Source organism: Nocardia heshunensis, from assembly GCF_054782115.1.
The window spans coordinates 661,722-686,263 of sequence record NZ_BAAGTC010000003.1 but is presented as its reverse complement, the minus strand read 5'-3'; the positions used below and the strand labels follow the sequence as shown (position 1 = coordinate 686,263).

At 67.8% G+C, this 24,542-nt stretch carries 21 protein-coding genes; 14 read left to right on the top strand and 7 right to left on the bottom strand.

The features are described from left to right. From ACYVN4_RS10025 to ACYVN4_RS10005, 5 genes are read left to right on the top strand one after another with little or no spacing between them, the layout of a single operon-like run. Complete coding sequence (locus ACYVN4_RS10025; protein ID WP_460719539.1) at positions 1 to 2,937, top strand: hypothetical protein; 2,937 nt, start codon at positions 1 to 3, stop codon at positions 2,935 to 2,937. Further along, positions 2,934 to 3,242: a transposase gene (locus ACYVN4_RS10020; protein ID WP_460719537.1), complete on the top strand. Its 309-nt coding sequence runs from the start codon at positions 2,934 to 2,936 to the stop codon at positions 3,240 to 3,242. Before ACYVN4_RS10025 ends, ACYVN4_RS10020 begins: the two co-directional genes overlap by 4 nt. Further along, positions 3,239 to 3,823, top strand: a complete 585-nt coding sequence (locus ACYVN4_RS10015) for a hypothetical protein (protein ID WP_460719535.1) — start codon at positions 3,239 to 3,241, stop codon at positions 3,821 to 3,823. Before ACYVN4_RS10020 ends, ACYVN4_RS10015 begins: the two co-directional genes overlap by 4 nt. 37 nt (positions 3,824 to 3,860) lie before the next feature. Next, entirely contained in the window at positions 3,861 to 5,783 is a 1,923-nt protein-coding gene (locus ACYVN4_RS10010; RefSeq protein ID WP_460719533.1) for a type IV secretory system conjugative DNA transfer family protein, read from the top strand. Beyond that, entirely contained in the window at positions 5,780 to 6,166 is a 387-nt protein-coding gene (locus tag ACYVN4_RS10005) for a DUF4913 domain-containing protein (RefSeq protein WP_460719531.1), read from the top strand. Before ACYVN4_RS10010 ends, ACYVN4_RS10005 begins: the two co-directional genes overlap by 4 nt. Positions 6,167 to 6,243: 77 nt before the next feature. On the opposite strand, the gene ACYVN4_RS10000 is transcribed toward ACYVN4_RS10005, so the two are convergent. Together ACYVN4_RS10000 and ACYVN4_RS09995 are read right to left on the bottom strand one after the other, a co-directional pair. Then, positions 6,244 to 6,813, bottom strand: a complete 570-nt coding sequence (locus ACYVN4_RS10000) for a hypothetical protein (protein ID WP_460719529.1) — start codon at positions 6,811 to 6,813, stop codon at positions 6,244 to 6,246. 395 nt (positions 6,814 to 7,208) lie between these two features. Then, positions 7,209 to 8,066 carry a peptidylprolyl isomerase gene (locus ACYVN4_RS09995; protein WP_460719527.1) on the bottom strand — a complete coding sequence of 286 codons (858 nt, stop codon included), beginning with the start codon at positions 8,064 to 8,066 and terminating at the stop codon, positions 7,209 to 7,211. 171 nt (positions 8,067 to 8,237) lie between these two features. Here ACYVN4_RS09995 and hisS point away from each other — a divergent pair, with 171 nt between their 5' ends. From hisS to ACYVN4_RS09980, 3 genes are all read left to right on the top strand, one after another. Further along, positions 8,238 to 9,518, top strand: coding sequence for a histidine--tRNA ligase (hisS, locus tag ACYVN4_RS09990; protein ID WP_460719525.1), 1,281 nt, complete (start codon positions 8,238 to 8,240; stop codon positions 9,516 to 9,518). Between the two features lie 312 nt (positions 9,519 to 9,830). Next, positions 9,831 to 10,478, top strand: a complete 648-nt coding sequence (locus tag ACYVN4_RS09985) for a hypothetical protein (RefSeq protein ID WP_460719523.1) — start codon at positions 9,831 to 9,833, stop codon at positions 10,476 to 10,478. A gap of 166 nt (positions 10,479 to 10,644) precedes the next feature. After that, positions 10,645 to 11,652, top strand: a complete 1,008-nt coding sequence (locus ACYVN4_RS09980; RefSeq protein ID WP_460720549.1) for a malate dehydrogenase — start codon at positions 10,645 to 10,647, stop codon at positions 11,650 to 11,652. Here ACYVN4_RS09980 and ACYVN4_RS09975 read toward each other — a convergent pair whose 3' ends face one another. Beyond that, positions 11,653 to 12,525, bottom strand: a complete 873-nt coding sequence (locus ACYVN4_RS09975; protein WP_460719521.1) for a TIGR03619 family F420-dependent LLM class oxidoreductase — start codon at positions 12,523 to 12,525, stop codon at positions 11,653 to 11,655. It abuts the gene before it with no gap. Positions 12,526 to 12,772: 247 nt separating this feature from the next. Between ACYVN4_RS09975 and ACYVN4_RS09970 the strand changes: the two genes are divergently transcribed. Then, the gene (locus ACYVN4_RS09970; protein ID WP_460719519.1) at positions 12,773 to 13,522 is read left to right on the top strand and encodes an SDR family oxidoreductase; all 750 of its coding nucleotides are present in this window, start codon (positions 12,773 to 12,775) and stop codon (positions 13,520 to 13,522) included. 144 nt (positions 13,523 to 13,666) lie between these two features. Here the strand turns inward: ACYVN4_RS09970 and ACYVN4_RS09965 are convergent, their stop codons facing one another. Together ACYVN4_RS09965 and ACYVN4_RS09960 are read right to left on the bottom strand one after the other, a co-directional pair. Next, complete coding sequence (locus ACYVN4_RS09965; RefSeq protein WP_460719517.1) at positions 13,667 to 15,226, bottom strand: hypothetical protein; 1,560 nt, start codon at positions 15,224 to 15,226, stop codon at positions 13,667 to 13,669. Continuing rightward, on the bottom strand, positions 15,223 to 15,552 hold the full coding sequence (locus ACYVN4_RS09960; RefSeq protein WP_379361787.1) for a type VII secretion target: 330 nt from the start codon (positions 15,550 to 15,552) through the stop codon (positions 15,223 to 15,225). The genes ACYVN4_RS09965 and ACYVN4_RS09960 overlap by 4 nt, the downstream gene beginning before the upstream one ends. Positions 15,553 to 15,713: 161 nt before the next feature. On the opposite strand from ACYVN4_RS09960, the gene ACYVN4_RS09955 reads away from it, so the two are divergent. The 4 genes from ACYVN4_RS09955 to ACYVN4_RS09940 all read left to right on the top strand — a co-directional run bounded on the left by ACYVN4_RS09955 (position 15,714) and on the right by ACYVN4_RS09940 (position 20,922). Next, positions 15,714 to 16,700 (top strand): NAD-dependent epimerase/dehydratase family protein, encoded by a 987-nt coding sequence (locus ACYVN4_RS09955; RefSeq protein ID WP_460719514.1) that lies wholly within the window; start codon positions 15,714 to 15,716, stop codon positions 16,698 to 16,700. Positions 16,701 to 16,731: 31 nt separating this feature from the next. Then, complete coding sequence (locus ACYVN4_RS09950; protein ID WP_460719512.1) at positions 16,732 to 17,745, top strand: Rv2578c family radical SAM protein; 1,014 nt, start codon at positions 16,732 to 16,734, stop codon at positions 17,743 to 17,745. A 106-nt stretch (positions 17,746 to 17,851) separates the two neighbouring features. Further along, positions 17,852 to 19,843: a 2-oxoacid:acceptor oxidoreductase subunit alpha gene (locus ACYVN4_RS09945; RefSeq protein WP_460719510.1), complete on the top strand. Its 1,992-nt coding sequence runs from the start codon at positions 17,852 to 17,854 to the stop codon at positions 19,841 to 19,843. Then, positions 19,843 to 20,922 carry a 2-oxoacid:ferredoxin oxidoreductase subunit beta gene (locus ACYVN4_RS09940; RefSeq protein ID WP_460719508.1) on the top strand — a complete coding sequence of 360 codons (1,080 nt, stop codon included), beginning with the start codon at positions 19,843 to 19,845 and terminating at the stop codon, positions 20,920 to 20,922. Before ACYVN4_RS09945 ends, ACYVN4_RS09940 begins: the two co-directional genes overlap by 1 nt. A 10-nt stretch (positions 20,923 to 20,932) precedes the next feature. On the opposite strand, the gene ACYVN4_RS09935 is transcribed toward ACYVN4_RS09940, so the two are convergent. Further along, positions 20,933 to 21,469 (bottom strand): hypothetical protein, encoded by a 537-nt coding sequence (locus ACYVN4_RS09935; protein WP_460719506.1) that lies wholly within the window; start codon positions 21,467 to 21,469, stop codon positions 20,933 to 20,935. 162 nt (positions 21,470 to 21,631) lie between these two features. Further along, positions 21,632 to 22,555, bottom strand: coding sequence for a KPN_02809 family neutral zinc metallopeptidase (gene ypfJ, locus ACYVN4_RS09930; RefSeq protein ID WP_460719504.1), 924 nt, complete (start codon positions 22,553 to 22,555; stop codon positions 21,632 to 21,634). A gap of 119 nt (positions 22,556 to 22,674) precedes the next feature. Between ypfJ and aspS the strand changes: the two genes are divergently transcribed. After that, on the top strand, positions 22,675 to 24,468 hold the full coding sequence (gene aspS, locus ACYVN4_RS09925) for an aspartate--tRNA ligase (RefSeq protein WP_460719502.1): 1,794 nt from the start codon (positions 22,675 to 22,677) through the stop codon (positions 24,466 to 24,468). Positions 24,469 to 24,542: the final 74 nt, after the last annotated feature.

The window sequence follows — 24,542 nt, the reverse complement described above, 5'->3', positions numbered from 1 at the left end:
ATGCCACGTGACATCGAACCCCCCGTCCGCGAACGCGACGCCGCCCCCATCCGGCGCGGCTCGCGCCGCGAACAAGAATCGGCCGACCGCCGCGAACCCCCGGACGACTTCGCCCCGCCGACCTCCCGGGTCGCCCGCGACGAACACCGCCCCCGCCGCGGCACCCTCCCCGACCGCCGCATGCTCCGCCGCGACCCGCCGATCGACTACTCGGCGGAATTCACGGACCCGGTAGCGGAGGCCGCTGCCGGGCCGGAAGCTTTTGCGGTACAGCCGGATCCGGAGCCGATGGCCCCGGCCTTCCCGCCGGAGCCGGACCCGGTAATCGCCGCACCACGTGCGGAATCGATGGTCGCTGCCCCGGTGGAGCCGATCGCGACGCCACCAACGGACTCGGCTATCGCGTCGGATGCGGAGCCGATTGCCTCGCCGCCTATGGGTGGTAACGCGGCGGCCGAGAGCGTCGTGACGCCGGCCGGTGCGGACGGCACCGTTGATGTGTCAGAGGTCGTGAGTGCGCCGGTGAAGCGGCGGCGTCCGGCATTGCCTCCGCTCGAACCGCCCACGGGTGCAACGGAATCCGGTGCATCCGAGGTGGGCCGGGAGATCGCGATCCGGACAGAGGCCGGGCCGGGCGATGCGCTGCGGGCCGGGGCGACGGTGCTCGAGGGGGAGCACACCGTCGAACGCCCGGCGAAGAAACGGGTGCGTCCGGCGGAACCGACCGAGGGGGATCGCATGGAGCGCAGGCGAAGTCGCGAGACGGTGGGGGAGAACGGCGAGGCCGGGCGGCGGCCGCCGCGCGAACGGCACGGCGATGTCGAAGGCCGTGGAAGCGAATTCGAGGGCCGTGGGCGCGAGGCCGACGGACGAGTGCGCGGACCCGAGCGGCGCGGTCGCGAGGCCGACGCGCGTCGCCGCGAGGCGGATGGTCGTGGGCGCGAATCCGAGCGGCGTGGACGCGAGTCCGAAGGGCGCGGGCGGCCCACCGATGCGGATCGGGTGCATCTGGGTGGGCGGGCCGGATCGCCGGGCCGGGCGCGGCCGCGGCCGGAGGGTGAGCCGGGGGAGCGGCCCGAGCGGGATCGGCCGATGCGGAAGGGTAAGCCGGACCGGACTCCGACGGAGCCGCCGCGCGGGCGGAAGGGCAAGCGGGACAAGGCGACCGAGCAGGCGGATCGGGAGGCGGCGGCCAAGCGGGTCGCGGCGCGGCGGGCGGCGGCCAAGAAGAAGCAGAGCGGGCCCAAGCTGCTCGATGACTCCATGCGGGCCAAGCTCGAGGTCACCGCGCGCGAGGGCAGCGGTATCAAGGCCGCCTGGGCGACGTTCCGGCTGCACACCGACGATCTGCGGCGGCGTAATTTCGCGGCGCGCGCGGAGCGGATGGAATACGGCAGCTTCGACGAATTCGACCGCACCACCGCACAACTCACCGATCGCGGCTACATCGGTGCGGGCGGCGGGCGGATGAACGTGGTCGGCCGCCCGGTCGAGTATCGCGCCACCACCGCGCAGGTCGCGGGCCTGTGGCCGTGGTCGGTCGGCGCGGGGGCACCGCTCATCGGCACCCCGCTCGGCTCGCATCTGCACACCGGTGCGCCGGTCTGCTTCGACCCGATGAACTGGTTCATGCGCGGCAGCTTCATCACCGCGCCCAGCCTGTTCGTCCTGGGCCTCAACGGTTTCGGTAAGTCTTCGCTGGTGCGCCGCATCGTGCTCGGCGGTGTCGCCCAGGGCATCACGCCGCTGATCCTGGCCGACGTCAAGCCCGACTACCGCAAACTGGTGGAGATGGTCGGCGGCCAGGTCATCGACCTCGGTTACGGCCACGGCAAGCTCAACCCGCTCGCCGCCGGTGTACTGGGTTCGATCGTGCCGCGCCTGCACGATTTGCCCGAACTGCAGACCCAGGTCATGCAGGAAATGCGGGCCCGCCAGGTCACTTTGATGGCCGGTCTGGTGGAACTGGTGCGTGGCGCGCGGGTGCGCGACTTCGAGGAGACCCTCATCGCCACCGCCCTGCGCATCCTCTACCGCGAGGGCAGCGGCTTCACCCCGGATCAGCCGCCCATCATCGAGGACCTCCTCGATATCGTGGTGGCGGGCGGCGACGAGCTGCAACTCGATGCGGGAGCGGACAATCCGGACGAATACCACGAGGCCATCAAGGGCCTGCGCCGCTCGCTGCGCGCGCTGACCCAGGGCCCGTTCGGCGCGGTCTTCAACGGCCAGACCACCACCCCGATCGACACCGACGCCACCGCCGTCTGCATCGATGTCTCCCACATCCCCACCGGCGACAAGAAACTCAAGGCCGCCGTCATGCTGGCCTGCTGGGCCGACGGTTTCGCCTCCGTCGAGGCCGCGCACGTGCTCGCCGACGCGGACATGGGTCCGCAGCGCTACTTCCAGGTCGTGATGGACGAGCTGTGGCAGGTGCTGGGCCTGGGCGACTTCATGGTCGACCGCGTCGACGAACTCACCCGACTGCAGCGCGGCATCGCCACCTCGCTGATCATGATCAGCCACACCATCAAGGATCTCCAGGCCCTCGGCTCGGAGGCCGCCATCGCCAAGGCGCTGGGCTTCCTGGAACGCGCGCGTGCCAAGATCTTCGGTGCGTTGCCGGCCGAGGAGATCTCGCGCCTGGATTCGACCGTGCCGTTCACTTCCGCCGAGGAGGAGATGGTGACCAGTTGGTCCGCGCCGCAGGCGCTCACCGGCGAGGCGCTCAAACCGGGCCAGCAGCGCCCGCCCGCGCCCGGCACCGGTAAGTTCCTGCTCAAGATCGGCGAGGACCGCCGGCCCGGGATTCCGTTCCACATGGAGTTCACGCTTTCGGAGAAGGAGAGCGGAATCCACGACACCAACCAGCGTTTCAGCGAATTCACCGAAACCACCGCACGCCGCGGCCCGGACGAGGGGAGCGCCGCATGATGCCGCACCGGTCGTATCGAAGAGTGTCGCCGGAGGTCCGCCAGGCCGCCGTCGAGCAGGTCATCGCACTCACCGGGAAACTCCGGTCGGAGTCGGAGGCCTGCCGGGTGGTGGCCGACCAGATCGGTGTGCACACCAATTCGGTACGCAACTGGGTGCGCGCGGCGGAAACCCCCGGCCTCGAACGCATGGACGCGATCGCCCTGCGGCGCAAGGTTGCCCTGCTGCAACAGCAGCTGGCCGCCGCCGCGGAGATGAACCGCACCCTGGTCGAAACCTTGTCCGACGCCAAGCGCGGCACATGACCGGACTCCGGCGACTAGCCTGGAAGGCAGGCCCTTCGCAGGTGGTGATGGTTGTGCTGAGCGTCGCGATGCTGGCCACCGCGTGTGGCGGCAACTCGACCGGCGGTGGCTCGAAATCGACCGCCGCGCAACCGCCCACGTCCACCACCCGGCTGCTGGAACAGGCCCCGGCGCCCGACCCGACCACCCCCGACGGGGTCGCGGTCACCGCGCTGGAACAGATCTACACCTGGTACCCCGCCACCGAATCCGAGGGCGCCGCCTTGCAGCGCGCTCGAAAGTGGCTCGGACCCAGTCTGATCCGTACCCTGGATACCCCGTCCACCAGCGTGGACACGCCGCGGCCGACCCTGCGGTGGGCCGAGTGGGCCAAGGCGGGTGCCCATGTCGAGGCCTTCGCGTTCGCCTCCGGTGAGAAGGCGCCCGCCGGCGCCGACCCGAACCGGCAGCAGTACAAGATCGGCATCGAGCAAACGGTCGTCTACCCGGACGGCAAGCGTGAACCGCTACCCCCGGCCACGGTCGTCGCCACGGTCGTGCGTGGCACTACCGGCGGCTGGCTGCTGGACGAATTTCGTTGAGCGGTAACGACTTACAGGTCATCCCAGGAGGATAGAGATGGCGAAGACACCGGTGAAGGACCCGGCAGATCCCGGTCCCGACACCACCCTGCACCTCATCTACGCCGGTTTCGCGATCTTCGGAACCCTGTGGGTGTCGGTCCAATTGGGCAACATGCTGTCCAATCCACGCCAGAAGATGCCGATCAACCCGATCTCCATCATCGTCAACATGATCAAGGGCGAGCTGCACTGGCCGGGCTGGGCCGGCGTGATCATCGTCGTCATCGTGTTGCTCGGGGTGGCCTGGCAGCTGTTCAAGCGGCGCCAGAAGGCCAACGCGGGCAAGGGGCGACTAGCGGTCGACGACAAGGCCGACGTCATGGGCTCCGGCGGTGCGATCAAATCGCTGAAGGCCGCCGGCGTCGCGGAGAAGGCCGAGCAACTCGGCGTCCGACTGGTGAAGCACGAGATCACCGGCGAGCCTTACGTTCCGGCCTCGCTGATGCAGCCGGGCGATGTCGTGGTCCCCGGCGTCCCGATCGGCATGTCCGTGGCCGACAACGAAATGCTCTACGGCTCCTACGAAGACCTGCACGTCGACATCTGGGGTCCGCGCCAGGGCAAGACGACCTCCCGGGTGATCCCGGCGATCCTGTCGGCCATCGGCGCCACCCTCGTCACCTCCAACAAGCGTGACGTGGTCGACGCGACCCGGGATGTCCGGGCCGCCAAGGGCAGTCCGATCTTCATCTTCGATCCGCAGGACATCGCGGTCGATATGAACAACCCGAACGACCAGGCCCGCAACTGGTATTGGGATCCGCTGGCCTGGGTGGACCCGCACAGCGAGGGCTCGGAGATGCGCGCCGCGCGCCTGGCGGGCCACTTCGCCGACAGTGACGGCGGCTCCGGCAATGTGCAGGCGTCCTCCGACAGCTTCTTCGATCAGGAGGCCGAAGACCTCCTGGCCGCGCTGTTCCTGGCCGCCGCCATCGAGGGCCAGCCCATCACCCAGGTGTGGGACTGGGTCACCGACCCGCTCAACACCCAGCCGATCCAGTTCCTGCGCGCCGCCGGGCGCGGCTTCATGGCCTCGGGTCTGGCCCAGCAGTACAACGTCGATCCGCGCACGCGCAGCGGCGTTTTCGGCACGGCCAAGAAGATGATCCGCTGCCTGCAGCTCTCGAACGTGCACCCCTGGATCATGCAGGGCGGCGGTCGCGTCCAATTCGACGAACTGGAGTTCATCTACCGCAACGGCACCCTCTACAGCCTCTCGCTCGAGGGCCGCGGTTCGGCCGCGCCGCTGGTGAGCGCGCTGACCGAGGCCGTCATCGACGTCGCCATGCGCACCGCCGCGCGCTCGCCGCGCGGCCGCCTGCCGGTGCCGCTGCTCGCGGTGCTGGACGAGGCCGCCAACGTGGTGCGCTGGCGTGATCTGCCGAAGCAGTACAGCCACTTCGGTTCTCGCGGCATCGTGGTGATGACGGTGCTGCAGTCCTGGGCGCAGGGCGCACGCTGCTGGGGCGTCGACGGCATGGAAGCGCTCTGGGGCGCCGCCAATATCAAGGTGCTCGGCAGCGGCATCGACGACATCAAGTTCCTGCAGGAACGCTCCGAGGCCATCGGCGACTACGACTCGATCTCGCAGTCGGTGTCGGAATCCAGTGGCGGCAAGAGCTATTCGCGCTCGCTGGGCTCCTCACGCACCTTCAACGTGCACGCGCTGGCGACCCTGCCGCGCGGGCGCGCGGTGCTGTTCTCCTCGGCGACCCCGGCGGTGCTGGTCCGCACGGTGCCGTGGTGGGAGGGCGAATACGAGGCCGCGGTAACGCGATCCATCAAGAACCACGAGCCACAGGCTCCGGAGACGACGAACGTCGATGAGCTGATCCGCCAGCAGAAAGAGCAGTTGTATCTGCCGGTGACCAAGGCGGCTACGGACTCGGCAACGATTGAGGAGGTCAAGGGACTGTGAGCGACCAGGAACAGGAACCCATGGTCTATGCCAGCGTGGTCGAGTTCGTCGAGAACTACCTGAGTCTCGTCTACCGTCGGCAGGTCACCGATATCAGCGATACCGTGTGGTGCCCGGAATGGTGGAAGCACGCCGAGGCGGTCGCGCGCATGGATGCCATGTGGCGGTCGTGGGAGCACTACCGGCTCGACGGCAAAACCGGTCTGAGCGTGTGGTTCCTGGATCACGCGGACATGCACATGGCCAAGCTGTTCGACCCGAAGGGGCCGTTCAAGTACTGCAGTGTGCGCAACGGGCACAAGGACATGCTGACCCCGCTGCCGTTGAAGTCGCCGCAGCACGGGCTGTTCAGCGATCCGACCGTGGGCGACTTCCGGATCTGATCTCGTCCTGAAACGCGTTGTGGCGGAAGGCAAGTGTCTGCTTGCGTTCCGCCACAATACGTATGGGTTCCGAGACGTCAACCGAGGGTGCGAACCACCGCGTCGCGTTCCCGTGCCCTGGCCTCCTGCTCGCGCTGCCGACGCTGCGCGACCGTGGCCTCCTGCTCCCGGGCGCGTACGGCCTCGGCCGCGGACTGCGCCTGACCGACCTCCATAAGCATTCGCACGGAGGCCAATTCGGGTGAGATGCCCATGCGATTGAGATGCTGGGCGAGTGCCTGCCGGCGTTCCACCGAGTCGTGGCGGACGAGACCCTTGTTCATCGCCGCCTGGGTCGCTGCCATCCGGGTGGCCTCCGCCTGAGCCGCGAAGCGGTCCTTTTCAAGGGACACACCCTTTTCCAGGGGCTGCTTCTCGATCAAACGGGAAAGTTCGCGGTTGCGTGGGTCCTTGGCCTTGGCATCTGCGGCCTCACGGAGCACACGCTCACGGGATTCCTTCTGCCGGGCCTCGGTGACCTTGACGCGGGCTTCCGCTTCCTTCTGGCCACGTTCCCGGGTTCGCAGCGCGACAAGTGTCGCCAGCTGCAACATTTGCCTCATCATCGCCGCTGTTTCGCGGCCGATGTCGTCGAGTTCCTCGGCCATTGCCTGCTCCCCGATGCTGCAGTGATCACTATGGATGGTGGTGCTTCGTCACGGACATCGCCCGAACGGTGGTTCGAGAAGCAATGTCCCGCCTGCAAACGTGGACACCGGGAGCACGCGGGGCGCAGAGACTGCCCATTCGGGGGGTGACCCTGGGCTTTACTACGCCTTTGTACTCCGTTCTACGAGGTTACCAGCGAAAACTCGAATACCGCCGTACGTGTGGGTCGCGATCCAGCATATATCGCACAATTCCGGCAGGTGGCGAAAAACTCAGGATTTTCTTTGGTTAGGGAAGCCTTACTCCGAAGGTTCAACGGGACCTTCTCGAGACTTTCACCGGAAAAGCAACGGGCCCGGCGCAGTTCAGCGCCGGGCCCGAAAAACCATGCTGGTCAGTTGATTTGGAACGCTGAGATGTTCACATCCGCGGCCGGCTTGCCATCCTGACCGCCGCCCTGCACGCCCGCCTTGGCGATCTTGTCGAGGGTCGCCAGACCGGCGTCGTCGACGGTGCCGAAGATGGTGTACTGCGGGGGCAGTTGCGAATCGCCGTAGACCAGGAAGAACTGGGAACCGTTGGTGCCCGGCCCGGCATTGGCCATGGCCAGCACGCCGCGCTTGTAATCGACCGGGAACTGGGCGGCCTGATCGTTCGGGTCGTACTGGTCGGTCGGGTACTCGTTGTCGAATTGGTAACCGGGACCGCCCATTCCGCTACCGGTCGGGTCGCCGCACTGCAGCACCTGCAGGCCCTTGCCCGTGGTGATGCGGTGGCAGGAGGTGTTGTCGAAGAACTTCTGCTTGGCCAGGCTCTCGAAAGAATTGACCGTGCAGGGGGATTCGCCCGGATTCAGGGTCATGGTGATCGGACCCTGGCTGGTGTCCATGGTCGCCTTCACCTCACCCGCGGCCGAGATGTTCGCCGTGCCGGGTGCGTTCACCGGCTTGTCGGCGGGCTTCTGCGACGGGGAGTAGGTGCAGTTCACCTGGGCGGCCTTGGCCTTCGCGGCCGGCGGCGGCGCGGCGGTCAGCGAGGCGTCGGGAGTCTCCGAGGCCTTCGCGCTGGTGCTGCTGTCATCGCCCTTGGTCAGGAAGTAGATGCCGACACCGGCCGCTACCGCGACCGCGACGCCGAGAGCCGACGCGGCGATCGTGAGTTGCTTGCGCTTGCGCGCCCGCTGGGCCCGGTTCTCGAGTTGACGCTCCAGCTTCCGTTTCGCCGCAGCGCGTCGCTGTTCATTGCTCGGCACTAACTGTCCCTCCGTGAACGGTCGGTTCTACAAGTTACGGCCGTCAGCCCAGCGGCCGCGGCAGACATTACCTGCATTCGCTGAGAAAAACCTACATATGCCAGGGCCCGATGGTAGATAGGCCGGTAACCGGTTGGACTTGGCGGACGGCCGTGGTGAAAACTGAACGCCGTGACCAAGACCAGCAGCTTCAGCGCCCCGAGGGGGGTCCCCGATTATCTGCCGCCCACTTCCGCGGAGTTCGTCGCCGTTCGTGACGGCCTCGTAGCGACCGCGCGACTGGCCGGCTACGGGCATGTGGAGTTGCCGGTCTTCGAAGAAACCGCCCTGTTCGCGCGGGGTGTGGGTGAGTCCACCGACGTCGTGTCCAAGGAGATGTGGACCTTCGCCGACCGCAACGGCGAGAGCTTCACCCTGCGGCCCGAAGGCACCGCCGGCGTCATGCGCGCGGTCATCGAACACAACCTCGACCGCGGTCAGCTGCCCGTCAAACTCTGCTACGCCGGACCGTTCTTCCGCTACGAGCGCCCGCAGAAGGGCCGCTACCGGCAGCTGCAGCAGGTCGGCGTGGAGGCCATCGGCATCGACGATCCGGCACTCGACGCCGAGGTCATCGCGATTGCCGACACCGGATTCCGCTCGCTCGGACTCGACGGATTCCGCCTCGAACTCACTTCCCTCGGCGACGAGACCTGCCGCCCGCAGTACCGCGAACTGCTGCAGGACTTCCTGCTGAAGCTCGACCTCGACGAGGAAACCCGCCGCCGAGCGCAGATCAACCCGCTGCGCGTGCTCGACGACAAGCGACCCGAGGTCAAGGAGATGACCGCGGACGCGCCGCTCATGATCGACCACCTCTCCGAGTCGGCCAAGTCCCACTTCGAGCAGGTGCTCGGCCACCTCGACGCGCTGGGTGTGCCGTACGTGGTCAACCCGCGCATGGTCCGCGGCCTCGACTACTACACCAAGACCACCTTCGAGTTCGTGCACGACGGCCTGGGCGCCCAGTCCGGCATCGGCGGCGGCGGCCGCTACGACGGCCTGATGGCCGAACTCGGCGGCCAGCCGCTGTCCGGCATCGGCTTCGGCATCGGCGTCGACCGCACCGTCCTGGCCCTCGAAGCCGAAGGCAAGTCCGCTGTCGACGGACCCCGCATCCAGGTCTACGGCGTCCCCCTCGGCGACCTCGCCAAGCAGCGCCTCGTCGTCATCGCCGCCGAACTCCGCAAAGCGGGCATCCGCACCGACCTCGCCTACGGCGGCCGCGGCATGAAGGGCGCCATGAAGGCCGCCGACAAGTCCGGCGCGCAGCTGGCGCTGGTGTTGGGTGACCGCGAGGTCGCTGACGGCCAGATCGGGCTCAAGGATCTGAGCACCGGTGACCAGCGTCAGATCCCCCTCGACGAGGCCGTCGCGCAGGTCGCGGCCGCCCTTGCGGGGCAACAGGATTGATCCGACGCGGAGTGCCGGGTAGTGAGTCATCGCCCGGGACTCCGCCCCCCGGCGGGCTATCGCACCGCCATAACGCCAGGGCGATGCGCTGGGACGACCGCCACTCGTGCGTGAGGTCGCCGAATAGACGGCCAACCGGTATCGGACGGGCGATGTGAGCTGCCCGGTTGGCGGGTCGGGGCGCGAATCCTGGCTTGGGGTGCGGGAAATCGGGTATGGAGCTATGGCCTGCTGGTACCGTGCGGTGCGTCGTGCGGGGGCGGCGTGTGCCATCGGGCCGCGTGACTCTTCGAGACTTGGACGAATGCAGCTGTGACTGATGAATCGAAACCGGGGTCCGTCGGCGAAGTCGGCCTCGATCTGGTGGCACCGGAACTGCTGGCTCCGGCGCTGCGCAAACTGACCCTGGCCGCCCTTGGGGTAGGCGTTGGCGTCGGGCTGCTGGCGGCGCTGTTTGTGCATTGGCCGGTGGCGCTGGCGACCGGGCTCGTGTTGGGAGCACCGACGGCGTTGTATGCCATGGCGGTGCAGCGGCGGCGGATTACGGTGTCGGGCACGGTGATCCGGGCCCGGACGTGGCGTGGCGAACGCAGCATCGACGTGGCTGCGGCCACGGCGGCCGAGATTCTGGTGTATCCGGGCAAGATCAGTCGGATCGTGCTGCGCATTACCGCCGGGCCGGATACGCGGATTGTGCCCCTGGCCATCTACAGCGACTCGGGCAGCGGGCGCGAGCTTCATATTCTGGGTCTGCGCAAGCTTGCCGATGCGTTGGCCGGGTGCCCGCTGGCGGCGGCTCTGGCTATCTCGGGAATGCTGGTGCAGCAGTTGCGGGCCGAGGCTCGGGACGCGGTGGCCGAGGAGCGGCCGCTCTACCGAGCGGTCCGTATGGTTCGGGCTCGGGACGCGGCCGCGCCGATCATTCTCGCGGATTCGGACATTGCCGATCTGGCCCACTGAATCATATATAGACGGGCCATTTGCCCGAATATTGCGATGCCGGTGAGCCTTTCGGTGAAAGGGTTGGCGGGGTGGGGGATTCGGGGATGTTGGCTTGCTCACGTGGGCGACGGCGCGGGTGTGAGGCTGGATAGGGTTAGGGCAGAGCCACCAGCAGCGCAAGGAGATCGTCGTGAGCAACGCCGCGCCAGTGACCGTCACCGTGACCGGAGCCGCCGGGCAGATCGCCTCCGGATTGCTGTTCCGCATCGCCTCCGGGGCGCTGCTCGGGGCGCAGACGCCGGTCCGGTTGCGGCTGCTCGAGATTCCGGCCGCGGTCGGCGCGCTCGAGGGCGTGGCCATGGAACTCGAGGACGGGGCCTTCCCGCTGCTGTCCGGCATCGATATCGCCGATGATCCGTGGGTCGGGTTCGACGGGGCGAACATCGCGATCCTGGTCGGCGCGCGCCCGCGCACTGCGAACATGGAGCGCTCGGATCTGCTGGCCGCCAACGGGCCCATCTTCACCGATCAGGGCGCGGCCATCAATGCCAATGCGGCCGACGACATTCGGGTACTGGTGGTCGGAAACCCGGCCAATACCAATGCCTTCATCGCCATGAGCAACGCCCCCGACGTGCCCGCCGCGCGCTTCACCGCGCTCACCCGCCTCGACCACAATCGCGCGATCGCGCAGGTGGCCAAGAAGACCGGGGCCGCGGCGGCCGATATCCACCGGGTCACGGTGTGGGGCAATCACTCCGTGACGCAGTATCCGGACCTGGCCAACGCGACGGTCGCCGGGCGCAGCGCCCTCGACGTGATCGGCGACCAGGCTTGGGTCACCGACGATTTCATCCCCACTGTGCAGCAGCGCGGCACGGCCATCATCAAGGCGCGCGGGGCGTCCTCGGCGGCGAGCGCGGCCAGCGCCGCCATCGACCACCTGCACGACTGGGTGCTGGGCACCGCGCCGGGCGACTGGACCTCGATGGCGGTGCCCTCGGACGGCTCCTACGGCGTGCCCGAGGGACTCATCAGCTCGTTCCCGGTGACCTGCGCCGACGGCGAGTACAGCATCGTGCAGGGCCTCGAGATCGACGACTTCGCCCGTGCCCGCATCGATGCCAGCGTCGCGGAACTCGTGAGCGAGCGCGACGCCGTCATCGATTTGGGCTACGCCAAGCGTTCCTGATCAGGACAGCTTGCTGATCACGTTGTCGCCGTACCACTTGATCTTGACGATCTTCTCTTCGAGCGTCTCGGTGTCCTGCTCCTTGGCGTAGGAGTTGCGGAAACCGACGATCAGATCGGTGATGCCCTTCTCCTCGCAGCGCTTCACCCCGTCGGGGGTGTAGCCGTCGTAGGAGACCGCGTGAATCTCGAAGTCGCCCTTGTGATCCCGCTCGGTGCGCAGCTCGTTGATGCGGGCAAGGTACTTGTCGAGCTCCTCGGCATTGCCGCCCGCATGCATCCAGCCGTCGCACAACCGCACCGCGCGCTTGAGCGCGGCGTCGCTGTGGCCGCCGAGCAGGATCGGCATCGGCTCGGTGGGGGCGGGGGTGAGCCTGATCTTGCGGATGTCGTAGAACTCGCCGTGGTACTCGAAGTACTCGCCCGTGCACAGCCCGCGCACGATCTCGATGCATTCGTCCATGCGCTTGCCGCGCTTCTCGAACGGCACACCCATGATCTCGAAGTCCTCCGGCCACGGGCTGATGCCCACGCCCAGGGCGAAGCGGTTGTTGCTCAGCCGCGCCAGCGAACTGGCCTGCTTGGCCACCAGCACCGGCGGGCGGATCGGCAGCTTGAGCACGAACGGGGTCAGGCGCAGGGTGGTGGTGGCCGCCGCGATGGCGGCCGACAGCACGAAGGTCTCGATGAACGGCTTGCCGTCGAGGAATTCGCGATTGCCGTCCTGGGTGTACGGGTACTTGGAATCCGACTCGGCCGGGTAGGCGACGCTGTCGGCCACGGTGATGCTGTGGAACCCGGCGGCCTCCGCGGCCTGCGCGAGGGGGATGTAGTAATCCGGGTTGGTCATCGCCTCCGCGTAGGTGAAGCGCATCGATCGTCCTCTCGACAGTGAGCAGTGCGAAAACTAGAACAGATTCTAGTTCTGTGAGTGATGCTAGCCGTAGACTCGCCGGAAGGCACCCGATCCGACGATCATTGCCGAGCTTCGGATCGGCGGCGCTGTGCGCGTTCACCTGTCGTATCGCGTGGCCGGGCTGCCCGGCCGTTGCGGTCCCGGTGGCTGAGATGGCAGTCCCGGTGGCCTTGTCCGCTTCTCTGGATCTTGTTCTAATCGCGGTATGACGATCGCCATCACCGGCTCGGGATCCGGCATCGGCGCGGCCACCGCCGCGGCCCTGCGTGCCGCCGGGCACGACATCATCGGCATCGACCTGCGCAATGCCGACATCACCGTGGATCTCACCGACGCGGCCGCCCGGGCCGCCGCCGTCGAGGAGATCCTGGCGCGCTCGGGCGGCGCGCTCGACGGCGTGGTGCTGTGCGCGGGCGTCGGACCCCAGGTGCCCGACCCGAACCTGGTGGTGGAGATCAACTTCCGCGCCACCGTGGCCCTGCTCGACGCCCTGCTGCCCGCTCTCACCAAGGGCGAAAACCCTGCGGCCGTGGTGGTTTCGTCGGTCGCCTCCACCCAGATCAAGTGGGAGGACAACCCGATCGCCAAGGGCAACGAGGCCGAAGCCTTCGCCCAGGCCGGGGATTTCGCGGGCCACTACGCCTACGCATCGTCCAAGAACGCGGTCACCGTGGCGGTGCGCGAGCGCGCGGTCGAGTGGGGTGCGGCGGGTGTCCGGCTCAACACGGTCGCGCCCGGCAGCGTCGACACTCCGCTGCTGCAGGCGGGATTGGACGATCCGCGCTACGGTGAAGCCATCCGCAACTTCGTGGCTCCCATCGGGCGCAACGGCAAGCCCGAGGAGATCGCCTCGCTGATTACGTATCTACTCGACCCACAGGCCGGGTTCATCCACGGTGCACAGTTCGTCATCGACGGCGGCATCGACGCGCAGACCCGCCCGACCGCGGTGTAATCCGCCCGGAACGGTGGCCGAGCCCGCGGGGTGTACAGCCGCACATCGGCCTCCACCGATGCCGTGGTGATCGGGGCAGCTACCCCGATCGCCGCGGCATCACTGCGTTGATCGCCGAATCGTCTGCCGCTCAGCCGCTTATCGCTACGCCTCGGCGTCGTCGGCGGGTTCTTCCTCGGCCTGGCCGATCACGCCCGGGGCGAAGGTGCCCAGATTGCCGGTGAGTTCGCTTTCGGCCGAAGGACTCTGGTGCGGCTGCACCGTGCGGCCGTGCTGGCCGTCGGGCGCACCGCCCTTGCCCGCGCCCGCCGCGGCGGGGGAGCCCATGAAGCCCGAACCGGCCGCACCGCCCATACCGGCGATACCGCCCGCACCTGCACCGAACGGGTTGGCGGCATTGGCGACCTTGCCGCCGGGAATGGACGAACCGGGGCCGCCGGGCGTCGAGGGCAGACCGCCTCCGCCGCCGAGACCGCCGCCTCCACCGCCACCGGCTCCACCACCGCCCCCGCCGACGCCCGCGGCAGAGGTGTCGGGCGCGCCGCCACCCGCCAGGTCGGTCTTGCCGGGATCGGTGGATCCGGGAGTGCCCGCCTGTAAACCACTTTCGAGCAAACCCTTGGCCTGCTCCAGGATCGGCTGGCCGACATTCTGCGCCAGCGACTGCGCGACCTCGGCCGGGTTCGGGCCGCCGCCCTGGCCCAGCAGCTGGCCGATGACGCCCTGCACCTGTGCGGTGTACACCGACAGTTCGCCGTGCGTGGCGTTCACGACCGCGACCGCCTCACCCAGATGCCGGGTGGCCGAGGCGATCAGCGTGGTCTGCCCGACCGGGGTCAGGATGAGCGGGGCCATCGCGGTGGCTTCACCGGCGAACGCCTGCGCGATGGCGGTGAGCTGGATATTGCCGCGCTGCACCACCGCCGCGGCCTGATTGGTGATCGAGGACAGGTCGAAACCACGCTGGGCGGTCTCCTGACCGTGATTCTCGGCCTGCTTGCCCGAATCCTGCGCGCTGCTGGAAGCCTTGCCCTGCCACAGGGATTCGACGGTCTTGAGTGCGCCGCTGCCGACCTGGACCGCGGACTCGATGACCTTGGAGCCCTGGCTGAGCAGGGTGGTCGGATTGAACTGGCCCAGCACTCCGGTGCCGAAACTCTGCAGTAGCTGCAGGAACGGCTTGAACAGCGCGTCCAGTCCGGGAATGGCGGGCAACGCGAGGCCCTTCATGAGATCACCGACCGGGTCGGCGGGCAGGGGCGGCAGGATCGAGGCGGGATTCGCCATCGCCCGGGCCATCGCGGTCTGAGCCGCACCGAGCGCGGCGGGCACGCCGTTCAGGGCGAGGTGGGCGTCGGCCAGGACGTTCTGCGCGTTGCCGAGGGTGTTCTGGGCTCCCGTCAGCACGCCGTGAGCGCCGTCGAGCGCGGGGGACAGGACTCCCGCGGTCGCGGAATCGCCGGTCGGTACGCCACTGCCACCCGGAACGCCACCGCTCAGCGGGGAGCCGGTCTGCTCGAACTCCTTGCGGGACAACGCGAATTCCGGCGGCTCGAACGGCGCGACGTCGTCGGGCAGGCCGCCCAGCAACAGATCCGGGAGCGGGCCGGGCGCGAGGATGGTCATGCTGTCTGCTCCCATCGTGGGGATGGCCGGAGCGGTCTGCGGCGCGGCACCGATGACACCCGAATCGATCGGGCTCATACCTGCTCGCCGATCTGACCTGCGATGTTGCCCAGGCCCCCGGCGAACTCGGAGTCGGTGGCGTCGTAGGTGGCCGCGGAGCCGAAGGCGGCCTGGCCGATCTTGCCGAAGCGGGCCGAGAGGGCGTTGATATCGCGATCGTGCAGCAACTCGGCGACCGCGAAGGAAGCCAGGAAGTCCGCGCCGATGAGGCCGAAGACCGGCGTCATGGCGGCGACATGCGAGACCGTGTCGAGGCCGCCCTGCGCGGCGATGTCGGTGGCGACGCCGTCATTGGCCGCCGCGAAGGTGCGAACCGCACCGGTATCGACCGAGAGATCGGCCATGTCAGTGCCCCCCAATCGTCGTGGACATGCGGAGCCGAATATAACCCATCGATCGTCCAGCCGGGCGTGGTGTCGGTCGCATCGCCGCACTTCGCACCCCCTGTCCGGATCGGGATGTGACCGTGGTTGCAAATTAGAACAAGTTCTATATTCTCGTCATCATGAAGGTCGCAGTCACCGGCGCTGCCGGGTTCCTTGGCACCAATTTGCTTCGCCTGCTTACGGATCGCGGTCACGAGGTGACTGCCATCGACCGCGTCGCCGGTACCACGCAGCCCGGCGTCACCTGGGTCAACGGCGACGTCCTGGACCCGGCGTCCATGCGCTCCGCCCTCGACGGGGCCGAGGTGGTCTACCACCTCGTGGCGCTGATCACCCTCGCGCACAAGAACGATCTGGCCTGGCGGGTCAACACCGAGGGCGTGCGCGTGGTCGCCAATGCCGCGCGTGAGGTCGGCGTGCGGCGCATGGTGCACACCAGCTCGATTCACGCGTTCAACCAGTACTCCTGCGGCGGCCGGATCAACGAGCGCTCGCCGCGGTCGGTCGATCCGGACCTGCCGGTTTACGACCGGTCCAAGTGGCAGGGCGAGATCGAACTGCGCAAGGTCATCGACGATGGCCTGGATGCCGTGGTGTGCAACCCGACCGGTGTGTACGGCCCGATCGACAACACCAACTCGCGCATCAACTGCACCCTGTGGGACGCCGCGCGCGGCCGGGTGCCGGTCATGATCAGCGGCGGCTTCGACCTGGTCGACGTGCGCGACGTGGCCCAGGGTCTGATCCTGGCCAGCGAGCGCGGCCGCACCGGCGAGAACTATCTGCTCGGCGGACACTTCACCGATATGTTCCAGGCCACCCGCACCGCGGCCGAGGTCAACGGAAAGATGAAGCCCGCCTTCGCGATTCCGGCCAAGGTCATCAATGCCTGTATGCCGGTGATGGAACCGGTCGCCAAGGCCTTCGGCAGCGACCGCATCTCGCGCGCGGCCATGGGTGCGCTGCTGAGCGCCCCGATCGTCGAACACGCCAAGGCCACCGAGGAATTGGGCTACCGCCCGCGCCCGGCCGAGCAGACCATCCGGGATCTGGTCGCCTTCTACAACGGGCAGCCGATCGAGACCGACACGCAGAAGATTGCTTGACAGTCCTTAGAACACATGTTCGACTTGGGTGGTGCGGTGGCAACGGCAAACCCTAGGCGCTGACGACGGCGCGCTGCCCGGGCTCGAACGTGCGGGTTTCGTGCGCAGCGTACAGACGCCCGAGTTCGAGGGCATCACGTTTCACGAGGTGCTCTGCAAGAGCGCCCTGAACCGGGTGCCCGAATCCACCTTGCCCTTCAGTTGGACCATCAATCCCATGCGCGGGTGCTCGCACGCGTGCCGCTACTGCTTCGCCCGCGGCACGCACGAGTACCTCGACCTGGACGCGGGCGCGGATTTCGACTCGCAGATCGTGGTCAAGACCAATGTGGTCCCCATCCTGCGCCGCGAGCTGCACCGCAAGTCCTGGCGGCGGGATTCCGTTGCGCTGGGCACGAATACCGATCCCTATCAGCGCGCCGAGGGACGCTACCGGCTGATGCCGGGCATCATCGGCGCGCTGACCGAATCCGGGACCGGGTTCTCCATCCTCACCAAGGGCACGCTGCTGCGCCGCGATCTGCCGCTGCTGACCCAGGCCGCCGGGCAGGTGCCAGTGCATCTCGCGGTGTCCATCGCGATCCTCGACGAGGAACTGCACAAGGGCCTCGAGCCCGGGACGCCCTCGCCACGCGCGCGGCTGGAACTGGTGCGCGCCCTCGCCGATGCCGGTTTCGCGGTGAATGTCATGGTGGCGCCGGTCATTCCGTATCTCACCGACTCCAACGCTCACCTCGACGAGCTTTTCGGCGCGATCGCCGAGGCCGGGGCCGCGGGCGTCACCGCGTTTCCCATGCATCTCCGCGGTTCCACCCGCGGTTGGTTCCTCAACTGGCTGGCCGAAGCCCACCCGGCGCTGCTGCGGCGCTACCGGCAACTGTATGGTCGCAGTACTTCGGTGACCCCGGAGTATTCTGCGTGGCTACGCGGCCGAATCGAGCCGTTGCTGGAGAAACACCGCTTGAACCGCGAACGGCAGGCCGAACCCGAGGTACGCGCCGCCGAATCGCACACGCCCGAAACTCAGCTGGCGTTGTTCGCCTGACGTCGGTTCTCTGATCGAAACCATTGCTTTTCACGGGTGTGTCGCGAATATTGCGGAGTAGTTTGGCGTTGGTACCTCACACCTGACTAGGAAGTGATGCGCGCGCATGGTTTCGCAGCATGATGACTCTGTGACGACTCCGGGCGGCAATGCAGCCGCTGCGCTCGGAAGCGGCAGCGCCACAGAGAAATTGGCGGTCGAAAAACTGGAAAGGGTCGTCATCCGCTTCGCGGGCGACTCCGGGGACGGTATGCAGCTCACCGGTGATCGTTTCACCCACGAGGCGGCCGCATTCGGCAATGACCTTGCCACCCAACCGAACTTCCCGGCCGAGATCCGTGCACCCCAGGGCACGCTGCCCGGGGTGTCGTCGTTCCAGATCCAGATCGCGGACTACGACATCCTCACCGCCGGTGACCAGCCGGACGTCCTGGTAGCCATGAATCCCGCTGCGCTGAAGGCGAATCTGGAGGATTTGGCCCGCGGGGCGATGGTGATCGTCAATACTGATGAGTTCACCAAACGCAATATGGCCAAGGTCGGTTATGCCGGTGATCCACTCACCGATGACACGCTGACCGATTTTGTCGTGCATCGGGTGCCCATGACGTCATTGACACTGGGCGCAACCGAACCGACCGGTGTGGGCAAAAAGGACGGGCAGCGGGCGAAGAATATGTTCGCGCTCGGCTTGCTGTCGTGGATGTACGGGCGGCCCATCGGCGGCACCGAAGCGTTCATGCGGGAGAAATTCACGGCGCACCCGGAGATCGCCGAAGCAAATATCCTCGCATTTCGGGCAGGCTGGAATTACGGCGAAACCACCGAGGCGTTCGCCACCACCTACGAGGTAGCGCCCGCGACGCTGCCGCCGGGTACCTACCGGCAGATCACCGGCAATACCGCGCTCGCCTACGGCATCGTCACCGCCGGGCAGCTGTCGGGGCTGCCGGTGTTCCTGGGGACCTACCCGATCACCCCGGCCTCGGACATCCTGCACGAACTGAGCAAGCACAAGAACTTCGGCGTCACCACCTTCCAGGCCGAGGACGAGATCGCGGGCATCGGCGCGGCGCTGGGCGCTTCGCTGGCCGGGTCGCTCGGGGTGACCAGTACGTCCGGTCCGGGCCTGGCGCTCAAGAGTGAGACCATCGGCTTGGCGGTCATGACGGAGTTGCCGTTGCTGATCATCGACGTGCAGCGTGGTGGCCCGTCGACAGGTCTGCCCACGAAGACCGAGCAGGCCGATCTGCTGCAGGCGCTCTACGGGCGCAATGGCGAATCGCCGGTGGCGGTGCTCGCGCCGCGCTCACCCGCGGACTGCTTCGATACCGCGGTCGAGGCGGCGCGCATCGCGCTCACCTACCGCACTCCGGTGCTGCTGCTCTCGGACGGCGCGATCGCCAATGGGTCGGAACCGTGGGCGATTCCGCAGGTGACCGAGCTCGCTCCGATCGATCCGGGCTTCGAAGCCGATGGCTCCGACGAGGATTCGTTCCAGCCGTATGCTCGCGATCCGGAAACCCTGGCCCGCCCGCTGGCCGTCCCCGGCACCGTCGGCCGCGCCCACCGCATCGGCGGCCTGGAGAAGGCCGACGGCAGCGGCAATATCTCCTACGAACCGGCCAATCACGAACTCATGGTGCGGTTGCGGCAGGCCAAGATCGACGGCATCGCGGTGCCCGACCTTGAGGTGGACGATCCCGGCGACCACGCCGAACTGCTGCTCATCGGCTGGGGTAGCTCCTACGGGCCGATCGGTGAGGCATGCCGCCGGGCGCGGCGGCGTGGGGTGCCGGTGGCGCAGGCGCATTTGCGACACCTGAACCCGTTGCCTGCCAACCTCGGTGAGGTGTTGCGCCGCTATCGCACGGTGGTGTGCCCGGAGATGAACGGCGGCCAGCTGGCCATGCTGCTGCGCGCTCGCTACCTCGTCGACGTGCAGCCCTGGACCAAGGTGGCCGGAACCGCCTTCCAGGCACAGGAACTGGTCGGTGTCATCGATGCGGCGCTGGATGGGTCCATCGCCGAGATGGAGCAGGCCAAGGCGTTCACCGCTCGCGCGCGGGCGACCTATCGCACCACAGGGGGTAAGTAATGACGATTCTCGAAAACCCGCTCGTGGGTGCCGATCTCGGGCTCACCGGGCTGTCCGGCATTCCCGTCGCCGCCGGACCGCAGAAGGCCAAGGACTATGCCTCCGATCAGGAGGTGCGCTGGTGCCCCGGCTGTGGCGACTACGTCATCCTCAATACCGTGCGCGGATTCCTCGCCGAGTTGGGGCTCAAGCGCGAGAATCTGATGTTCGTCTCCGGTATCGGGTGCTCGAGTCGGTTCCCGTACTACCTGGAGGCGTACGGGATCCACTCGATCCACGGCCGGGCCCCGGCCATCGCGACCGGTATGGCGGTGACCCGGCCCGACCTGTCGGTGTGGGTGGTGACCGGTGACGGCGACGCGCTCTCCATCGGCGGCAATCACCTGATCCACGCGCTGCGCCGCAATGTGAACATGACGATCCTGTTGTTCAACAACCGGATCTACGGTCTCACCAAGGGCCAGTACTCGCCGACCTCGGAACCGGGCAAGGTCACCAAGTCCACCCCGATGGGCTCGGTCGACCACCCGTTCAACACGCTGTCGGTGGCGTTGGGGGCCGAAGCCACCTTCGCCGGTAGGGCTTTGGACTCCGACCGCGCGGGGTTGACCGAGGTGCTGCGGGCCGCCGCCGAGCATCGCGGCACGTCGTTCGTGGAGATCCTGCAGGACTGCCCGATCTTCAACGACGGCTCCTTCGACGCGCTGCGCCGCGAGAACGCCGAATCCCATCTCATCCGGCTGCGGCACGGCGCACCCATCCGCTTCGGCGCGGACCGTGAATTCGCGGTGGTCCGTGACGGTTTCGGGCTGAAGGTGGCGAGCGCCGACGCGGTCGCCGAGTCCGACATCGTCATCCACGACGCCTACACCGACCACCCCGAATACGCCTACGCCCTGTCACGCCTGTCGGATCAGGACCTCAACCACGTCCCGATCGGCATCTTCCGCAGCGTCTCCCGACCCACCTACGACGACGGCGTCCGAGCCCAACTGGACACCGCCGCCGAACGTAAACCGGTGGACGGGAATTCACTGCAGAGCCTGCTCACCGGCCGCGAAACCTGGACGGTCGGCTGAGTTTTCGCCGTTACGAGGCCACGAAGGCGTTCAGCATGCGCTGGAACAGATCGTCGAAGCGCTTGCGGGACGCCTTCTGGTCATCGGTGAGCCCGTCGGACGATTCGGGCGCGTAGACGATGAGATGAACGTCCTGGTCCGGTGATTGGGGCATGTAGTCGATGATCGACGTGCCCTTGTCGTCCTTCTCCGGGGTGCCCATGTCGACGGCGGCGAGTGCCTTCACCTCGGCGGTGGCCGCGCCGATGACATCGGCGGGCAGCGTGCCCTCCACCGGCTGCGCATTGTTGTCGGCGCGCTTGACCGCGTGACCGTCGGCCTGAACCTGCAGTGACGGATGCAGATCGGTGCGCGTCTGCCACCCGGCGGGCATCGCGGTCAGGGTGAACAGGGCGACCGCGGGCATGGGCGCCTGCGCGGGCGTCGGATCGGCGATGGCGAATCCGCCTGCGCTCGTGACCATTACCGCCGCCAACCCGGCCATCGTGGTGGCGCGCCACCTCCGGCCCTGCCCGGTTCCACTGAAAAGTCCTGTCGCCGCGGCCATCCGCATCGCATCCCTCCGAATTCCCTTGCGGGCACCCGCCCGCCGCCGCCGATTCTGCCGCGCGCCGCCGCCTACACCCACCCCGCCACGCCGACCCCCGATACGACGATGTCCCCGGCTTCGGGAGCCGGGGACATCGGGGTTTGCGGATGGTGTTGAAGCTCAGCGCAGGCCGGGCGGGTTGGCCAGGTCCTGGGCGGAGAAGGTGTCGCAGGACTTGACCTGGCCGGACTTGTAGCCGGACAGGAACCACTTCTGGCGTTCCTCCGAGGAGCCGTGGGTCCAGGCTTCGGGGTTGACGCGGCCGGAGGAGGCCTGCTGGATGCGGTCGTCGCCGACGGCCGAGGCGGCGGAGAGCGCGTCGCGGATGTCGTTGTCGGTCAAGGGCTTCAGGAACGGGGTGCTGGAGCCGGGGGCCGGGAGCTTGTCGGCGTAGTAGGCCCAGACGCCCGCGTAGCAGTCGGCTTGGAGCTCGGTGCGGACCGCGCCGGAGGTGGGGCCCTTGGGGTCGCGCTGGGCGCGGTTGATGTCGCCGAGCAGGTTCTGGATGTGGTGGCCGAACTCGTGGGCGACCACGTACTCCTGGGCCAGCGGGCCGCCGCTGGAACCGAAGCGGTCGACCAGTTCCTGGAAGAAGCTGGTGTCGAAGTAGGCGGTCTGGTCGGCGGGGCAGTAGAACGGGCCGACCGCCGAGGAGGCGCGGCCGCAGCCGGTGTTCACCGCACCGGAGAAGAGGTTGAGCTTCGGGACCGCGTATTTGCGGTTCGTCTGCTTGGGCAGTTCGGTACCCCAGATGGCATCCAGGCTCTGGGCGGTGAGGATGACGCGGCAGTCGACGTACTTGTTGGCGTCGGCGCCGGTCTTGCAATGGGTTGGCAGTGTGGTGCCGCCGGACTTGGCATTGGAGTCCGCACCCGTGAACTGGCCGAGAATGCTGCCCGGGTCGCCGCCCAGCAGCAGTGCCGCGATCACCGCGATGATGCCCAGCGCGCCGCCGCCGAGGACCAGACCACCGCCCATGCCGGGTCCGCCACCCCCGCCACTGGCCCGGTTCGGGTCGATTTGCAGGCCCTCGTTGAAGGTCATGGGCATTACTGTGACACGGGCGAGTCGATTCCGGTTTCCACTCGCTGAACGTGTCTCTCTACGATGGGTCTGCACCTGGTGGCCCTTGCCGGTGCTTCGAGTCCGTCGAAAGGAATCCCGTGCTGCGCACCCACTTGGCTGGTTCGCTGCGAAGCGAGCACGCCGGTCAGACCGTCACCCTCACCGGATGGGTGGCGCGACGTCGAGACCACGGTGGCGTGATCTTCATCGATCTGCGTGATGCGTCGGGTGTGTCGCAGGCCGTCTTCCGTGAAGGCGAGCCCGCCGAGGCCGCCCACAAGCTGCGCAACGAATTCGTCGTGAAGGTCACCGGCGTGGTGGAGAACCGCCCCGACGGCAGCGAGAACCCGAATCTGCCGACCGGCGCGATCGAGGTCAATGTGACCGAACTCGTGGTGCTCAACGAGGCCGCGCCGCTGCCGTTCCAGCTCGACGACGAGCCGGGCGAGGAAGCCCGCCTCAAGTACCGCTACCTGGATCTGCGCCGCGAGGGTCCGGCCCACGCGATCCGCCTGCGCTCCAAGGTGAATGCGGCCGCCCGCGAGGTGCTGGCCAAGCACGCGTTCGTCGAGGTCGAGACCCCGACCATGACCCGCTCCACCCCCGAGGGGGCGCGCGACTTCCTGGTTCCGGCCCGCCTGCAGCCCGGCAAGTTCTACGCCCTGCCGCAGTCGCCGCAGCTGTTCAAGCAGCTGCTCATGGTCGGCGGCATCGAGCGCTACTACCAGATCGCGCGCTGCTACCGCGACGAGGACTTCCGCGCCGACCGCCAGCCCGAGTTCACCCAGCTCGACATCGAGATGAGCTTCGTCGAGCAGGAAGACGTCATCCTGCTGGCCGAGGACATCCTGGCCGCGCTGTGGAAGCTGGTCGGCTACGAGATCGCCACGCCGATCCCGCACATGACCTACGCCGACGCCATGCGTCGCTACGGCTCCGACAAGCCCGACCTGCGCTTCGGCATCGAGATCACCGAGATGATGGAGTACTTCAAGGACACGGAATTCCGTGTCTTCCAGGCTCCCTACGTCGGTGCGGTCGTCATGCCCGGCGGTGCCTCGCAGCCGCGTCGCCAGTTCGACGCCTGGCAGGAGTGGGCCAAGCAGCGTGGCGCGAAGGGCCTGGCCTACATCACCTTCCAGGAGGACGGCACCCTCGGCGGTCCGGTCGCCAAGAACCTGACCGACGCCGAGCGTGAGGGCCTGGCCAAGCAGGTCGGCGCGAACCCGGGCGACTGCGTGTTCTTCGCCGCCGGTGACGCCAAGTCCAGCCGGGCGCTGCTGGGTGCCGCGCGTGGCGAGATCGCCCGCAAGTGCGGCCTCATCGACGAGAACGACTGGGCGTTCGTCTGGATCGTGGACGCGCCCATGTTCGAGCCCGCCGCCGACGCCACCGCCAGCGGCGATGTGGCGCTGGGCCATTCGGCCTGGACCGCGGTGCACCACGCGTTCACCTCGCCCAAGCCCGAGCACCTGGACAGCTTCGACACCGATCCCGGTTCGGCGCTGGCCTACGCCTACGACATCGTCTGCAACGGCAACGAGATCGGTGGCGGCTCGATCCGTATCCACCGCCGCGACGTGCAGGAACGCGTGTTCAAGGTGATGGGCATCGGCGACGAGGAGGCGCAGGACAAGTTCGGCTTCCTGCTCGACGCCTTCTCCTTCGGCGCTCCGCCCATGGGCGGCATCGCCTTCGGCTGGGACCGCATCACCGCGCTGCTGGCCGGGATGGACTCCATCCGCGAGGTCATCGCGTTCCCGAAGTCGGGCGGCGGCGTCGACCCGCTGACCGACGCGCCGACCCCGATCACCCTGCAGCAGCGTCGCGAGGCGGGCCTCAACGCCAAGCTGGACGCCGACGGCAACCCGGTCAAGGAAGACGCGAAGTAGCGGATCCGGTCCGGACCTGACGGTGCCCTCCGATCTCGACGAGATCGGAGGGCACCGTCATGTAGAACTGGGGC

Coding starts and splice junctions, on each gene's coding strand:
- ACYVN4_RS09955 (WP_460719514.1), top strand. CDS start 15,714: ATGAAGGTCGCAGTCACCGGCGCTGCCGGGTTCCTTGGCACCAATTTG.
- ACYVN4_RS10010 (WP_460719533.1), top strand. CDS start 3,861: ATGGCGAAGACACCGGTGAAGGACCCGGCAGATCCCGGTCCCGACACC.
- ACYVN4_RS10025 (WP_460719539.1), top strand. CDS start 1: ATGCCACGTGACATCGAACCCCCCGTCCGCGAACGCGACGCCGCCCCC.
- ACYVN4_RS10015 (WP_460719535.1), top strand. CDS start 3,239: ATGACCGGACTCCGGCGACTAGCCTGGAAGGCAGGCCCTTCGCAGGTG.
- ACYVN4_RS10020 (WP_460719537.1), top strand. CDS start 2,934: ATGATGCCGCACCGGTCGTATCGAAGAGTGTCGCCGGAGGTCCGCCAG.
- ACYVN4_RS09965 (WP_460719517.1), bottom strand. CDS start 15,226: ATGAGCCCGATCGATTCGGGTGTCATCGGTGCCGCGCCGCAGACCGCT.
- ACYVN4_RS09970 (WP_460719519.1), top strand. CDS start 12,773: ATGACGATCGCCATCACCGGCTCGGGATCCGGCATCGGCGCGGCCACC.
- ACYVN4_RS09960 (WP_379361787.1), bottom strand. CDS start 15,552: ATGGCCGATCTCTCGGTCGATACCGGTGCGGTTCGCACCTTCGCGGCG.
- ACYVN4_RS09935 (WP_460719506.1), bottom strand. CDS start 21,469: ATGGCCGCGGCGACAGGACTTTTCAGTGGAACCGGGCAGGGCCGGAGG.
- ACYVN4_RS10000 (WP_460719529.1), bottom strand. CDS start 6,813: ATGGCCGAGGAACTCGACGACATCGGCCGCGAAACAGCGGCGATGATG.
- ACYVN4_RS09975 (WP_460719521.1), bottom strand. CDS start 12,525: ATGCGCTTCACCTACGCGGAGGCGATGACCAACCCGGATTACTACATC.
- ACYVN4_RS09940 (WP_460719508.1), top strand. CDS start 19,843: ATGACGATTCTCGAAAACCCGCTCGTGGGTGCCGATCTCGGGCTCACC.
- ypfJ (WP_460719504.1), bottom strand. CDS start 22,555: ATGACCTTCAACGAGGGCCTGCAAATCGACCCGAACCGGGCCAGTGGC.
- ACYVN4_RS09945 (WP_460719510.1), top strand. CDS start 17,852: ATGGTTTCGCAGCATGATGACTCTGTGACGACTCCGGGCGGCAATGCA.